This window comes from Variovorax frigidus, assembly GCF_051216515.1.
GTDB lineage: Bacteria > Pseudomonadota > Gammaproteobacteria > Burkholderiales > Burkholderiaceae_C > Variovorax.
The window spans coordinates 160,814-173,749 of record NZ_JBPJZF010000008.1; the positions used below are offsets into that span (position 1 = coordinate 160,814).

General features: G+C 67.9%; 13 protein-coding genes. 6 read left to right on the forward strand and 7 right to left on the reverse strand.

From position 1 onward, the window contains the following. Positions 1-3 precede the first annotated feature (3 nt). The 7 genes from ACSFBC_RS23980 to ACSFBC_RS24010 all read right to left on the reverse strand — a co-directional run bounded on the left by ACSFBC_RS23980 (position 4) and on the right by ACSFBC_RS24010 (position 6,986). A complete protein-coding gene (locus ACSFBC_RS23980; protein ID WP_435512836.1) occupies positions 4-657 on the reverse strand; it encodes a glutathione S-transferase in 654 nt (217 codons plus the stop codon). Positions 658-665: 8 nt separating this feature from the next. Further along, a complete protein-coding gene (locus ACSFBC_RS23985; RefSeq protein ID WP_435512837.1) occupies positions 666-2,102 on the reverse strand; it encodes an aldehyde dehydrogenase family protein in 1,437 nt (478 codons plus the stop codon). Positions 2,103-2,186: 84 nt separating this feature from the next. Further along, positions 2,187-3,512 (reverse strand): glucarate dehydratase, encoded by a 1,326-nt coding sequence (gene gudD / locus ACSFBC_RS23990; protein WP_435512838.1) that lies wholly within the window; start codon positions 3,510-3,512, stop codon positions 2,187-2,189. After that, positions 3,509-3,961: a nuclear transport factor 2 family protein gene (locus ACSFBC_RS23995; RefSeq protein ID WP_435512839.1), complete on the reverse strand. Its 453-nt coding sequence runs from the start codon at positions 3,959-3,961 to the stop codon at positions 3,509-3,511. The genes gudD and ACSFBC_RS23995 overlap by 4 nt, the downstream gene beginning before the upstream one ends. A 39-nt stretch (positions 3,962-4,000) precedes the next feature. After that, positions 4,001-4,912: a 5-dehydro-4-deoxyglucarate dehydratase gene (gene kdgD, locus ACSFBC_RS24000; RefSeq protein ID WP_435512840.1), complete on the reverse strand. Its 912-nt coding sequence runs from the start codon at positions 4,910-4,912 to the stop codon at positions 4,001-4,003. A 153-nt stretch (positions 4,913-5,065) separates the two neighbouring features. Then, complete coding sequence (locus ACSFBC_RS24005; RefSeq protein ID WP_435512841.1) at positions 5,066-6,046, reverse strand: Bug family tripartite tricarboxylate transporter substrate binding protein; 981 nt, start codon at positions 6,044-6,046, stop codon at positions 5,066-5,068. Between the two features lie 127 nt (positions 6,047-6,173). Then, positions 6,174-6,986: a FadR/GntR family transcriptional regulator gene (locus ACSFBC_RS24010; RefSeq protein WP_435512842.1), complete on the reverse strand. Its 813-nt coding sequence runs from the start codon at positions 6,984-6,986 to the stop codon at positions 6,174-6,176. 94 nt (positions 6,987-7,080) lie between these two features. Between ACSFBC_RS24010 and ACSFBC_RS24015 the strand changes: the two genes are divergently transcribed. From ACSFBC_RS24015 to ACSFBC_RS24040, 6 genes are all read left to right on the forward strand, one after another. Next, complete coding sequence (locus ACSFBC_RS24015; protein WP_435512843.1) at positions 7,081-7,935, forward strand: NAD-dependent epimerase/dehydratase family protein; 855 nt, start codon at positions 7,081-7,083, stop codon at positions 7,933-7,935. Positions 7,936-7,954: 19 nt separating this feature from the next. Continuing rightward, positions 7,955-8,854 carry an SMP-30/gluconolactonase/LRE family protein gene (locus ACSFBC_RS24020; RefSeq protein WP_435512844.1) on the forward strand — a complete coding sequence of 300 codons (900 nt, stop codon included), beginning with the start codon at positions 7,955-7,957 and terminating at the stop codon, positions 8,852-8,854. Positions 8,855-8,901: 47 nt separating this feature from the next. After that, positions 8,902-9,879 carry a TRAP transporter substrate-binding protein gene (locus ACSFBC_RS24025; protein ID WP_435512845.1) on the forward strand — a complete coding sequence of 326 codons (978 nt, stop codon included), beginning with the start codon at positions 8,902-8,904 and terminating at the stop codon, positions 9,877-9,879. A 134-nt stretch (positions 9,880-10,013) separates the two neighbouring features. After that, on the forward strand, positions 10,014-10,502 hold the full coding sequence (locus ACSFBC_RS24030) for a TRAP transporter small permease (RefSeq protein WP_435512846.1): 489 nt from the start codon (positions 10,014-10,016) through the stop codon (positions 10,500-10,502). Positions 10,503-10,506: 4 nt separating this feature from the next. Further along, positions 10,507-11,802, forward strand: a complete 1,296-nt coding sequence (locus ACSFBC_RS24035) for a TRAP transporter large permease (protein WP_435512847.1) — start codon at positions 10,507-10,509, stop codon at positions 11,800-11,802. Positions 11,803-11,829: 27 nt separating this feature from the next. After that, complete coding sequence (locus ACSFBC_RS24040) at positions 11,830-12,930, forward strand: lactonase family protein (RefSeq protein WP_435512848.1); 1,101 nt, start codon at positions 11,830-11,832, stop codon at positions 12,928-12,930. Positions 12,931-12,936 lie beyond the last annotated feature (6 nt).

A 12,936-nucleotide genomic window follows, 5' to 3' on the forward strand; every position in this document is an offset into this window, starting at 1 on the left:
GCGCTACGGAAACACCTGAACCGCGGCGCCCGGCACCCACGGCGGGTACTTCTGCGTGGCTTCGCGCCATGTCTCGCTCGCCGTCAGGTCCGCGAGCCATTGCGCGAGAGCGGGCCAGGGCTGCGCTGCGAACCACGCGGCGTCGACCTGCGCGAACTGGCGCACGAAAGGCGCGATCGCCATGTCGGCGAGCGTGGGCCGATCGCCGAACAGATGCGACGTCGCGGCCAGGCGCGCATTCAATGTCTGCAGGAACAAGGCCCCCTCGGCGCGCTGCTGCAACGCGTCGACGCCCTCGAAGCGATCGGGGTACTTGTAGCGGTCGAGCTGCTGCTTGAACGCGCCGTCGCAATGCGCGATCAACACGAGCATGGCTTCGAGCGTTTCATTGGGCGGCTGCAGCCACGCCTGTGGATCGCGGCGCGCCAGGGCCCAGCGCATGATGTCCAGGCTCTGGTCGATCACCTGCCCGTCGGGCAGCACCAGCACCGGGACCGTCGCCTTGGGCGATGCGCCCAGCAACGCCGCCGGCTTGTCGCGCAGCACCACCTCGCGCAATTCGCAGCGCGTGCCGCTCGCGAGCAGTGCGAAGCGCGCCCGCATCGCATACGGGCAGCGCCGGAACGAATAGAGCACCGGCAGCGCGGTGCTCTGCACGGCCGGGATCAAGCGAAGGTGTAGGCCGTCTTCACCGTGGTGAAGAACTCCTGCGCGTACTTGCCCTGCTCGCGCGGGCCGTAGCTCGAACCCTTGCGGCCGCCGAAAGGCACGTGGTAGTCCACACCCGCCGTCGGCAGGTTGACCATCACCATCCCCGCCTGGCTGTGGCGCTTGAAGTGCGTCGCGTACTTCAGGCTGGTCGTCGCGATGCCGGCCGACAGCCCGAACTCGGTGTCGTTGGCCGTGGCCAGCGCTTCTTCGTAACCCTTCACGCGGATCACGCTCGCCACCGGGCCGAACACCTCCTCGCGGTTGATGCGCATGCCCGCGGCCGACTCGCTGAACAGCGCCGGCGCCATGTAGAAGCCCTCGGTGTCGCGCTTCAGGCGCTCGCCGCCGACGGCCAGCACCGCGCCCTCGCTCTTGCCGATCTCGATGTAGCTCAGGTCCTGCTCGAGCTGGCTCAGGCTCGACACCGGGCCGATGTCCGTGCCCTGCGCCAGCGCGTCGCCGACCTTGATCTTCTCCATGCGGGCCTTCATCGCCTCGATGAACTTCGGGTAGATGCCGTCGGTCACGATCAGGCGGCTGGATGCGGTGCAGCGCTGGCCGGTGGAATAGAAGGCGCTCTGCACGCTGAGCTCGACCGCCTGCGTGAGGTCGGCATCGTCCAGGATGACCTGCGGGTTCTTGCCGCCCATCTCCAGCTGCACCTTCTTGTGGTTGGTGACGCACTGGATCCCGATCGCGCGGCCCACGCCCACCGAGCCGGTGAAGCTGATCGCATGCACGCCCGGGTGCGCCACCAGCGCATTGCCGATCACGCTGCCGCGGCCCATCACCAGGTTGAACACGCCCGCCGGGATGCCCGAGCGGCTGATGATCTCGGCCAGCGCCCACGCGCTGCCCGGAACCAGGTCGGCCGGCTTCATCACCACGCAGTTGCCGAAGGCCAGCGCGGGCGCGATCTTCCAGGCCGGGATCGCGATGGGGAAGTTCCAGGGCGTGATCAGGCCCACCACGCCCACGGGCTCGCGCGTGATCTCGACGCCGATGTTCGGGCGCACCGAGGGCAGCGTCTCGCCCGACAGGCGCAGGCACTCGCCAGCGAAGAACTTGAAGATCTGGCCGGCGCGCGTGGCTTCGCCGATGCCTTCGGCTTTGGTCTTGCCTTCTTCACGGGCCAGCAGCGTGCCCAGCTCTTCCTTGCGCGCCAGGATCTCGGTGCCGATCTTGTCGAGCGCGTCCGAGCGTGCCTGGATGCTGCCCGTGGCCCAGGCCGGGAAGGCGGCCGTCGCCGCGGCCACCGCCGCATCGACGTGGGCCGCATCGCCCTGCGTGTATTCGGCAATGGTGTCGCCCAGGTTCGACGGGTTCAGGTTCGGGCTGTAGCTATTGCCCTTCTTCCATTCGCCGCCGATCAGGTTGTCGTGTTGTTGCATGTCGAATCCTTGTGGTGAAAAGTGAGAAAGCCGAAGCGACCGCGCTTCGGCTTGGGAAGAAACCGTAGGTGCGAGGTTAGCGCGTCAGCGCACCATGCAGGGCCGCTTGTTGTCGAACTGCCAGCCCGGGATCAGGTACTGCATGGCCTGCGCGTCGTCGCGCGCACCCAGGCCGTGCTGCAGGTACAGCCGGTGCGCCTTCTCGACTTCGTCCATGTCGAGCTCGACGCCCAGGCCACCCTTCTGCGGCACCTGCACATGACCGCCCTCGATCCGCAGCGGTTCTTTCGTCAGGCGCTGGCCGTCCTGCCAGATCCAGTGCGTGTCGATGGCCGTGACCTGGCCCGGTGCCGCGGCCGCGACATGCGTGAACATCGCGAGCGAGACATCGAAATGGTTGTTCGAATGCGAGCCCCAGGTCAGGCCCCAGGCCTGGCACAGCTGCGCCACGCGGACCGAGCCCTGCATGGTCCAGAAGTGCGGGTCGGCCAGCGGGATGTCGACCGACTGCAGCGACAGGCTGTGCACCATTTCGCGCCAGTCGGTGGCCACCATGTTGGTCGCGGTCGGCAGGCCGGTGGCGCGGCGGAACTCGGCCATCACCTCGCGGCCCGAGAACACGCCTTCGGCGCCGCAGGGGTCTTCGGCGTACGCCATCACGCCGTGCAGGTCGCGCGTGAGGCGGATCGCGTCCTTGAGCAGCCAGCCGCCGTTGGGGTCGAGCGTGACGCGCGCCTCGGGGAAGCGCTCGTGCAGCGCGCGGATCGCCTCGACCTCCTCCTCGCCGCGCAGCACGCCGCCCTTGAGCTTGAAGTCGGTGAAGCCATAGCGCGCATGGCTGGCCTCTGCCAGGCGCACGATGGCCTCGGGTGTCATGGCTTTCTCGTGGCGCAGGCGGAACCAGTCGTTGTCGGCCTCGGGCTCGCTGCGGTAGGCCAGGTCGGTCCTGGTGCGGTCGCCGACGTAGAACAGGTAGCCCAGCATCTGCACCGCGTCGCGTTGCTGCCCTTCGCCGAGCAGCGCCGCCACCGGCACCTCGAGGTGCTGGCCCAGCAGATCGAGCAGCGCGGCCTCGGCGGCCGTGACCGCGTGGATCGCGATGCGCAGGTCGAAGGTCTGCGTGCCGCGGCCGCCGCTGTCGCGGTCGGCGAACTGCGCGCGCATGGCGTTCAGCACGGCGTTATGGCGGCCGATGGGTTGGCCCACGATCAGGCCGCGCGCGTCTTCCAGCGTCTGGCGGATCTTCTCGCCCCCCGGGACTTCGCCGACACCGGTATGGCCCGCGCTGTCTTTCAGGATCAGCAGGTTGCGCGTGAAGAAGGGGCCGTGCGCGCCGCTCAGGTTCATGAGCATGCCGTCGTGGCCGGCCACCGGCACCACGCGCAGTTCGGTGACGACGGGTGTCGTCATTGCGGCGGCCTCACCGCCTGGCGCGCGAGCAGCTTCCACTGGCCGCCCTGCTTCTGCCACACATGGAGGATCTTGATGCTGACCTTGCCGGGTTTGCCCGCGTCGCGGGTGTCGGCGGTGAGCGTGTGCCGCACGATCGCCGCATCGCCGACCACCTTGACGGTCTGCTCGGTGATGGCGATGGTGACGAAGTCCGAGGCGCCGCTCACCAGGTCGCCGATGAAGCTGGCCTTGGTGTCGACCTTGCCGCCCGAATGGCCGTAGCTCAGGTCGTCGGCGACCAGCGCGTCGAGCGCAACAGGGGTCGGGTCGATCATGGCGAGGCGCAGCTTTTCTGCGGCCGCCGCCACGGCCGGGCCGTCGGCAGCGCCAGAGCCCGAGGACATGCCGGCACAGCCGGCGAGCACCGCCGAGGCGGCGGCGATGAGGACCAGTTTCTTGAGCAGCATTTCTTGTCTCCGTTCTTGTTGTTGGAAGCGCGTGCCCTGTTACTGAGGGCCGAGCTCGTCGATCAAGGCCTTGAGCATCTCGACTTCGTTGGGCTTCAGGTCCGTCAGCGGCGCACGCACCGGGCCCGCGTCGTGGCCCACGATCTTCGCGCCGGCCTTGACGATGCTCACGGCATAGCCTGGCACGCGGTTGCGCAGCTCGAGGTAGGGCATGAAGAAGGTCTTGAGCAGGTGGTGCTGCGTCGGCAGGTCGTCGGCGGCGACGGCCTTGTAGAAGTCCATCGCGGTCTTCGGGATGAAGTTGAAGACGGCCGAAGAATACACGGGCGTGCCCAGCGCCTTGTAGGCCGCGGCATAGACCTCGGCCGTGGGCAGGCCGCCCAGGTAGGCGAAGCGGTCGCCCATGCGCTGGTAGATCGCGACCATGGCCTCGATGTCGCCCACGCCGTCCTTGAAGCCCACCAGGTTCGGGTTGCGTTCGGCCAGACCGGCCAACGTCTCGGGCTTCAGGCGGCTGGTCGCGCGGTTGTAGACGATCACGCCGAACTTCACGCTCTTGCACACCGCCTCGACGTGCGCGGCCAGGCCTTCCTGGCCGGCTTCGGTGAGGTAGTGCGGCAGCAGCAGGATGCCGTGCGCGCCGGCCTTCTCGGCCGCCTGCGCGCACTGGATCGCGAAGCGCGTCGGACCGCCGGCGCCCGCGATGATCGGCACCACGCCGCGGCAGGTGTCGACCGCGGTCTGGACGATGCCCGGGTACTCGTCGCCGGTCAGCGAGAAGAATTCACCCGTGCCGCCGGCAGCGAACAGCGCGCTCGCGCCATACGGCGCCAGCCATTCGAGACGCTTCTCGTAGCCCTTCTTGTGGAAGTCGCCGTTCGCATCGAAGTCGGTCAGCGGAAACGAGAGCAGGCCGGAGCCCATGATGGATTTGAGTTCTTGGGGGTTCATCGACGCACCATGAAGAAGTTGAGAAAAATAAGCACAGGAAGCCAACGCTTCTGTTCGTGAGCAACCGCGGAACCGGCTTCGCCGGGCCGCTGGTTGTGTTCCCTGGGGAGGGAGCGTCGCGACACGCAGTGCGCGACGCTTTCGGGGGGAGAGTCAGTCCAGCTTGATCTGAGCGGCCTTGACCACCGCCGCCCAGCGCGCCCGTTCCTTGTTGAAGAACTGCTCTTCTTCGGCCGGCGCCATGGTCACGACCTCGGCGCCCTGCCCGGCCAGCCGCGAGCGGATGTCGGCCGAGCGGATCACGGTGATCAGTTCCTTGTTCAGGCGCTGGATGATCGCGTCGGGCGTGCCCTTCGCGACCTTCACGCCCTGCCAGGTGCCCGACTCGTAGCCCGGCACGCCCTGTTCGGCGATGGTCGGCACGTCGCCGATCAGCGGCATGCGCGTGGCCTTGGACACCGCCAGCACCTTGAGCCGGCCGGCCTGCACCTGCGGCAGCGTGGCGAGCATGCCGTTCATCAGCACGTTGGTCTGGCCCGACACGGTGTCCTGCACCGCCTGCACGCCGCCCTTGTAGGGCACGTAGGTCCACTTGGCGCCGCTGGCGCGCTCGAGCGACACGCCGGCCAGGTGCGGCGCGCTGCCGGTGGCCGTGACCGCGAAGTTGAGGTCGCTGGTCTTCGACAGCGCGACCAGTTCCTTGAGGTTGTTCGCCTTGACCGACGGATGCACCACCAGCAGGTGCGGCGAATAGGCCAGCATGGTCACGCCACGCAGGTCGGTCGACGGATCGAAAGGCAGCTTGGTGTAGACCGAGGGGCTGATGGCCAGCGCACCCACGTCGCACAGCAGGATCGTGTAGCCGTCGGGTGCCGACTTGGCCACGAAGTCCGCGCCGAGGTTGCCGTTGGCACCCGGCTTGTTCTCGACGATCACGCTCTGCTTGAGCGCTTCCGACAAGGGCTGGCTGATGGCACGCGCAATGATGTCCGACGACCCGCCCGGCGGGTACGGCACGATGATCTTGATGGGTCTGGCCGGCCAGTTGGCCTGCGCACTGGCGGCCAGGGGCAGGCCCACGGAAAGTGCGGCAAGGCAGGCGGCGCCCAGGAGGCGGCGGCGATGAGAGGGCATGAGGTCTGTCTCCTGTCGTTGAAAAGAAGGCTTCCCTGCACCGTGAAGCGGCGAAGTGGTCAGTCATCGTACAACTCAGCGGATGACTTGTCCACCCCGATCGACCGGATGACGTGAAAACGCGGCTTCAGTCGTGCGTGGGGGTGGCCGCTGCCGCGTCCTGCTCGACCCGCTGCGCCGCCTCTTCCTGCGCGATGCGCAGCCGCTCGCGGCTGTTGGTCAGGTGGATGCGCATCGCGGCGCGCGCCGACTCGGGGTCGCGCCGCGCGATGGCCGCGTAGATCTCTTCGTGCTCGCGGTTGACACGGCTCAGGTAGGCCCCGCTGCGGTCGAGCGTGCGGATGGCGTTGATGCGGGTGCGCGGGATGATCGTGGTGCCCAGGTGGCTCATGATGTCCGCGAAATAGGGGTTGCCCGTCGACTGCGCGATCTGCAGGTGGAAGCGGAAGTCCGGCGCGACGGTATCGCCGGCCACCGCCACGTTGCGTTCGAAGTCGTCGAGCGCCTGGCGCATGGCCTGCAACTGCTCCTCGGTGCGGCGGCTCGCGGCCAGGCCCGCGGATTCGGTCTCGAGGCTGATGCGCAGTTCCAGCACCGCCAGCACGTCGACCGAGGTCGCGATGTCGCCCGCGTCGAGCCGGAACACGCCGCCCGCGCGCGGCTGCAGCACGAAGGTGCCGATGCCGTGGTGCGTCTCGACCAGTCCCGCGGCCTGCAGCTTCGACAGGGCCTCGCGCACCACGGTGCGGCTGACACCGAAGCTCTGCATGATGGCCGACTCGGTGGGCAGCTTGTCGCCCGGGCGCAGCACGCCGTCGCGGATGCGCGCGCCGAAGTCGTCGACCAGCGCATGCGCCAGTCCGCGCCCGCGCTGCCGGGGCCGGGCCACATAAGGCGCCGACACGCCCTCCGCACGGGCGGCGCGGGCCGCTTCCGGCATGGAGGGAACTTCTGTTGACAGGCGCGGCATGGCCTGATGATAATCGTCCGAAGAGTTGTACGACAACAGATAACTAACGAGACACAGGCTGCCCATGCGTGCTTCCGTCCCCGTCCCCGCTGCATCCCTCGCCACACCCGGCGCAGCAGTCCGCCTTCACCGATTGCTGCTGACCGGCGCAGCCGGCGGCCTGGGCAAGGTGCTGCGCGAGAGCCTGCAGCCGCTGGCCCGCACGTTGCGCCTGTCGGACGTGGCGCCCATGGCGCCAGCCTCCGGCGCCCACGAGGAAGTCGTGCCCTGCGATCTCTCGGACAAGGTCGCGGTCGATGCGCTGGTGGCCGGCTGCGACGCGATCGTCCATTTCGGCGGCGTCTCGGTCGAGCGGCCCTTCGAGGAAGTGCTCGAGGCCAACATCAAGGGCGTGTTCCACATCTACGAGGCTGCGCGACGCCACGGCGTGAAGCGCGTGGTGTTCGCCAGCTCCAACCACGTGACCGGCTTCTACCGCCAGGACGAGGCCATCGACGCCACCGCCCTGCGCCGGCCCGACGGCTACTACGGCCTGTCGAAGTCCTTCGGCGAGGACATGGCGCAGTTCTACTTCGACCGCTGGGGCATCGAGACGGTGAGCATCCGCATCGGATCGTCCTTCCCCGCGCCGCTCAACCGCCGGATGATGAGCACCTGGCTCAGCTACCGCGACCTCGCGACGCTGATCGAGAAGGCGCTGTTCACGCCCGACGTGAAGCACACCGTGGTCTACGGCATGGGCGCCAACCGCGACCTGTGGTGGAACAACGCGGCGGCCGCGCACCTGGGCTTCGTGCCGCAAGACGGCTCGGAAGTGTTTCGCGAGCAGGTCGAGGCGCAGCCCCCGGTGGCGCCCAACGACCCGAACGCGATCTACCAGGGCGGAGCCTTCACGGCACAAGGCCCATTCGGCGACTGAGCCCAAGCCGAGGACATCCATGCAAGCCGAACTCGTCCTCGACATCCGCAATGCCACGGGCGAAAGCCCGGTCTGGCTTGCAGCCGAACAAGCGCTCTACTGGGTCGACATCCCGGCGAAGCAACTGCATCGGCTCGACCCTGAAAGCTGCGCGCACACCAGCTGGACCGGCGACGAGATGCTGGCCTGCATCGCGCCGCGCGCGGGCCACCCCGGCCAGTGGATCGCGGGCATGGAGAGCGGCCTGTTCGCCATCGCCACGCAGGACGACGGCACGCTCGCGTCCACACCGCTGGCCCATGCGGTGCACGCCGCACACGGCATGCGCTTCAACGACGGCCGCTGCGACCGCCAGGGCCGCTTCTGGGCCGGCACGATGCGGATGGACATGGCCGCGGGGCAGCAGGCCGGTCGGCTCTACCGCTACCAGCGCGACGTCAACGCCGAGGCCGCGCTGCGCCTGCAGCTCGACGAACTGGTCGTGCCCAACGGCCTGGGCTTCAGCCCCGACGGCCGCACGATGTACCTGTCGGATTCGCATCCCACGGTGCAGGCCATCTGGGCCTTCGACTACGACACCGCCACCGGCACGCCGCACAACCGCCGCCTGTTCGTCGACATGAAGCCCCTGCCCGGCCGACCCGACGGCGCGGCCGTCGATGCCGACGGCTGCTACTGGATCTGCGGCAACGACGCGGGGCTGGTGCACCGCTTCACGCCCGCGGGCCGGCTCGACCGCTCGCTCGAAGTGCCGGTGAAGAAGCCCGCGATGTGCGCCTTCGGCGGCGCCGGGCTCGACACGCTCTATGTGACGTCCATTCGCCCCGGCGGCGATGTGGCCGACCAGCCGCTGGCCGGCGGCGTGTTCGCGCTGCGCCCCGGCGTGCGCGGCCTGCCCGAGCCGGCCTGCGCCTTCTAGCGCGCCCCCAGATTTCGATCCCACCAACGAGAGCAAGAGGAAGACAAATGACCATCCGACGCACATTGATCGCGCTCGCCGCCTGTGCCGGCGCAGCGCTGATCGGCACCGGCGCCCACGCCACCGAGTTCCGCTCGGCCGATATCCATCCCGACGACTATCCGACCGTGACCGCGGTCAAGTTCATGAGCGAGCGCCTGAAGGCGCTGTCGGGTGGCAAGCACAGCATCAAGGTCTTCAACAACAGCTCGCTCGGCAACGAGAAGGACACCATCGAGCAGACCAAGATCGGCGCGCTGCAGATGGTGCGCGTGAACATCGCTCCGATGAACAACATCTGCGCCGAGACGCAGGTGCCCACCATGCCCTTCCTGTTCCGCTCGGTCGACCACCTGCACAAGGTGCTCGACGGCCCGATCGGCGAGGAGATCTTGAAGAGCTGCGAGAAGCAGGGCTTCATCGGTCTGGCCTACTACGACAGCGGCGCGCGCTCGATGTTCACCGCCAAGAAGCCGGTGCGCAGCTTCGCCGACATGAAGGGCCTGAAGGTCCGCGTGCAGCAGTCCGACCTGTGGGTCTCTATGCTCGAGGCCATGGGTGCCAACGCCACGCCGATGCCCATGGGCGAGGTCTACACCGGCCTCAAGACCGGCCTGATCGACGCCGCCGAGAACAACTACCCCACCTACGAAAGCGCACGCGCCTTCGAGGTCGCCAAGTACTACAGCAAGACCGAGCACTCGATGGCGCCCGAGATGCTGCTGTTCTCCAAGCGCGTGTGGGACAAGCTCACGCCGCAGGAACAGGGCTGGATCCGCCAGGCCGCCAAGGAGTCGGTGCCCTACATGCGCAAGCAGTGGGAAGAGCGCGAGATCAAGTCGCTGGCCACGGTGAAGGCCGGCGGCGCGGAAATCATCGACGTCGACAAGGCGCCGTTCCAGGCCGCGATGAAGCCGGTGTACGACAAGTTCATCACCGATGCGAAGTTGAAGGACCTCGTGAAGCGGGTGCAGGACACGAAGTAAGGCTCGCCCCCAGGCTTCGCGCACTTCGTGTCGCTTCGCCACCCCCCTACCGGGGGCAACACCAGCGGGCCGGCAGAGCCGGACCCGCGGTGTTTCACGAACAGAGCGGCTCTCTCTTTTTCGCATCGAAAGTTATGTACACCAAACTCTGCCGCACGCTCGCGCGTGCCTGCATGTGGCTGGGCATCGTCGGTCTCGTCGCGGTGATCTGCGCCGTGAGCTGGCAGGTGTTCGGCCGCTACGTCATGAACAACACACCCACCTGGGCCGAGAGTCTGGCGCTGCTGCTGGTGCTCTACGTCACGATGTTCGGCGTCGCCGTCGGCGTGCGCGACGCGGGCCACATCGGGCTCGAGTCCTTTCTGGTGCTCGCACCCGACTGGCTGCGCCTGAAGATGGAATACCTGATCCACGCACTGGTGCTGGTCTTCGGCGCCGCCATGGCCTGGAACTGCGCCTCGCTGGCCGAGTCGGTGTGGGACTACCGACTGCCCACGCTGTGGATCTCCGAAGGCTGGAAGTACGTGCCTGCCGCGATCTCCGGCGTGCTGATCGTGATGTTCTCGATCGAACACATCATCGCTTTGGCCCAGGGCCGCGAAGTCGAACCTTCATGGGCCTGACCGCATGACCATCCCTCTGCTGATTCTCTGCATCTCCTTCACGCTGTTCCTGCTGCTGGGCGTGCCGGTCGCGTTCTCGATCGGTCTTTCGGCCCTGGCCACGCTGGCCTACGAAGGCCTGCCGCTCGCGGTGGGCTTCCAGCAGATGACCTCGGGCATGGGCATCTTCTCCTTCCTCGCGATCCCCTTCTTCATCTTCGCCGGCGAGCTCATGCTCTACGGCGGCATCGCCGACCGCATCGTCGACTTCGCGCGCAACCTGGTGGGCCATGTGCGCGGCGGGCTGGGCATGTCGAACGTGGTGGCCTGCACGCTGTTCGGCGGCGTCTCGGGCTCGCCGGTGGCCGACGTGTCGGCCATGGGCGCGGTGATGATCCCGATGATGAAGAAGGAGGGCTACCACGCCGACTACGCGGTCAACGTGACCACGCACGCGGCGCTGGTGGGCGCGCTGATGCCCACCAGCCACAACCTGATCATCTATTCGCTGGCCGCGGGCGGCAAGGTGTCGATCGCGGCACTGATCCTCGCGGCGCTGCTGCCCGCGCTGATCCTGACCATCAGCAACCTCGCGGCCGCCTACCTGGTGGCCGTGAAGCGCGGCTACCCCGCCGGCACCTTCCCGGGCTGGGCCATCGTGGCGCGTTCCTTCGCGGCAGCGCTGCCGGGCCTGTTCATCGTGGTGCTGATCCTGGGCGGCATTCTCTCGGGCATCTTCACCGCCACCGAGTCGGCTGCGGTGGCCGTGCTCTATGCACTGGCGCTGACCATCCTGCTGTACCGCACGCTCAAGTGGGAGCACTTCATCAAGGCCGCCTCGAAGGCGGTGCGCACCACCGGCGTGATCCTGCTGCTGATCGGCATCTCGAGCACATTCGGCTACCTGATCAGCCTCTACGGCGTGGCCGAACTCACGGGCCAGATGCTGTCGCAGATCACCAGCACGCCCTGGGTCATCTTCCTGATGATCAACGTGATCCTGTTCGTGCTGGGCACCTTCCTGGACATGGCCGCGACCATCCTGCTGTGCACGCCGATCTTCCTGCCGATCGCGCAGCAGTACGGCATGACCTCGGTGCAGTTCGGCATCGTGATGCTGATCAACTGCGCACTGGGCCTGAACACCCCGCCGGTGGGCACCACGCAGTTCGTGGGCTGCGCGATCGGCGGCGTGTCGGTGGGCACGGTGATGCGCACCATCTGGCCCTTCTACGGCGCACTGATCTTCGCGCTGGGCCTGGTGACCTTCGTGCCGGCCTTCTCCACCTGGCTGCCCGGCCTGTTCATGTCGGTGAAGTGAAATGAAACCAACGCTGGAGCCCACACGATGACCACACCGGCCATGCACCGCACCAGGAAGCACGTCGCCGCGGCCCTGACCGCGCTGGCCTTGTCCGTCGGCGCTCCTGCGTCGGCGGCCACCTGGGTCTATGTCGCGAACGCCGACAGCCAGGACCTGTCGGTCTATGCGCTCGACCGCAGCGCCGGCACGCTGACGCCGGTCGAGACGGTGCCTGTCGGCGGCATGGCGATGCCGATGGCACTGTCGCCGAACCGGCGCGTGCTGTACGTCGCGCTGCGCTCGCAACCCTTCCGGGTGCTGAGCCTGGCCATCGATCCGGCGAGCGGCAGGCTGCGCAAGTTGGGCGAGGCGCCGCTGGCCGACAGCATGGCCAACATCGACACCGACGCCACCGGCCGATGGCTGTTCGCGGCCTCCTACCCGGGCCACAAGATCACCGTCAACAGCATCGACAAGGACGGCATCGTCGGCGCGGTGCAGCAGCTGATCCCGACCGCGCCGAACGCGCATGCCATCCATGCCGACGCGAGCAACCGCTTCGTCTTCGCCACCAGCCTGGGTGGCGACAACCTGTCGAGCTGGCGCTTCGACGCCGAGAGCGGCAGGCTGGTCGCCAACGAGCCCGCCCTGACCCCCGTGGCGCCCGAGAAGTCCGGGCCGCGCCACTTCGTCTGGGACAAGGCACAGCGCTACATGTACGTGCTCGACGAACTCGACGCCGGCCTGCACGTGATGGCCTACGACGCCGCGCGCGGCACTCTGCGAGCGGTCCAGCGCACGACGACCCTGCCGGCCGGCTTCAGCGGCAAGCCCTGGGGCGCCGACCTGCACCTGTCGCCCGACGGGCGCACGCTCTACGCATCGGAGCGCACGTCGAGCACGCTGTCGAGCTTCCGCGTCGACCCGGCCACCGGCCGGCTCGAGACCGTGGGCCAGGTGCCGACCGAGAAGACGCCGCGCGGTTTCGCCATCGACCCTTCAGGCCGCTTCCTCATTGCCGCGGGCCAGGAATCGCACAGCGTGTCGGTCCATCCGATCGATGCGTCCACCGGCCTCCCCGGCCCCGCCACGCGCACGCCGGCGGGGAAGAACCCCAACTGGGTCACGATCGTCGATCTGCCCTGACCACTG

Bases quoted from the DNA above. Each gene is read 5' to 3' on its own strand.
- ACSFBC_RS23985 (WP_435512837.1), bottom strand. From the start codon at position 2,102: ATGCAACAACACGACAACCTGATCGGCGGCGAATGGAAGAAGGGCAAT.
- gudD (WP_435512838.1), bottom strand. From the start codon at position 3,512: ATGACGACACCCGTCGTCACCGAACTGCGCGTGGTGCCGGTGGCCGGC.
- ACSFBC_RS23995 (WP_435512839.1), bottom strand. From the start codon at position 3,961: ATGCTGCTCAAGAAACTGGTCCTCATCGCCGCCGCCTCGGCGGTGCTC.
- kdgD (WP_435512840.1), bottom strand. From the start codon at position 4,912: ATGAACCCCCAAGAACTCAAATCCATCATGGGCTCCGGCCTGCTCTCG.
- ACSFBC_RS24005 (WP_435512841.1), bottom strand. From the start codon at position 6,046: ATGCCCTCTCATCGCCGCCGCCTCCTGGGCGCCGCCTGCCTTGCCGCA.
- ACSFBC_RS24010 (WP_435512842.1), bottom strand. From the start codon at position 6,986: ATGCCGGAAGCGGCCCGCGCCGCCCGTGCGGAGGGCGTGTCGGCGCCT.
- ACSFBC_RS24015 (WP_435512843.1), top strand. From the start codon at position 7,081: ATGCGTGCTTCCGTCCCCGTCCCCGCTGCATCCCTCGCCACACCCGGC.
- ACSFBC_RS24020 (WP_435512844.1), top strand. From the start codon at position 7,955: ATGCAAGCCGAACTCGTCCTCGACATCCGCAATGCCACGGGCGAAAGC.
- ACSFBC_RS24025 (WP_435512845.1), top strand. From the start codon at position 8,902: ATGACCATCCGACGCACATTGATCGCGCTCGCCGCCTGTGCCGGCGCA.
- ACSFBC_RS24030 (WP_435512846.1), top strand. From the start codon at position 10,014: ATGTACACCAAACTCTGCCGCACGCTCGCGCGTGCCTGCATGTGGCTG.
- ACSFBC_RS24035 (WP_435512847.1), top strand. From the start codon at position 10,507: ATGACCATCCCTCTGCTGATTCTCTGCATCTCCTTCACGCTGTTCCTG.
- ACSFBC_RS24040 (WP_435512848.1), top strand. From the start codon at position 11,830: ATGACCACACCGGCCATGCACCGCACCAGGAAGCACGTCGCCGCGGCC.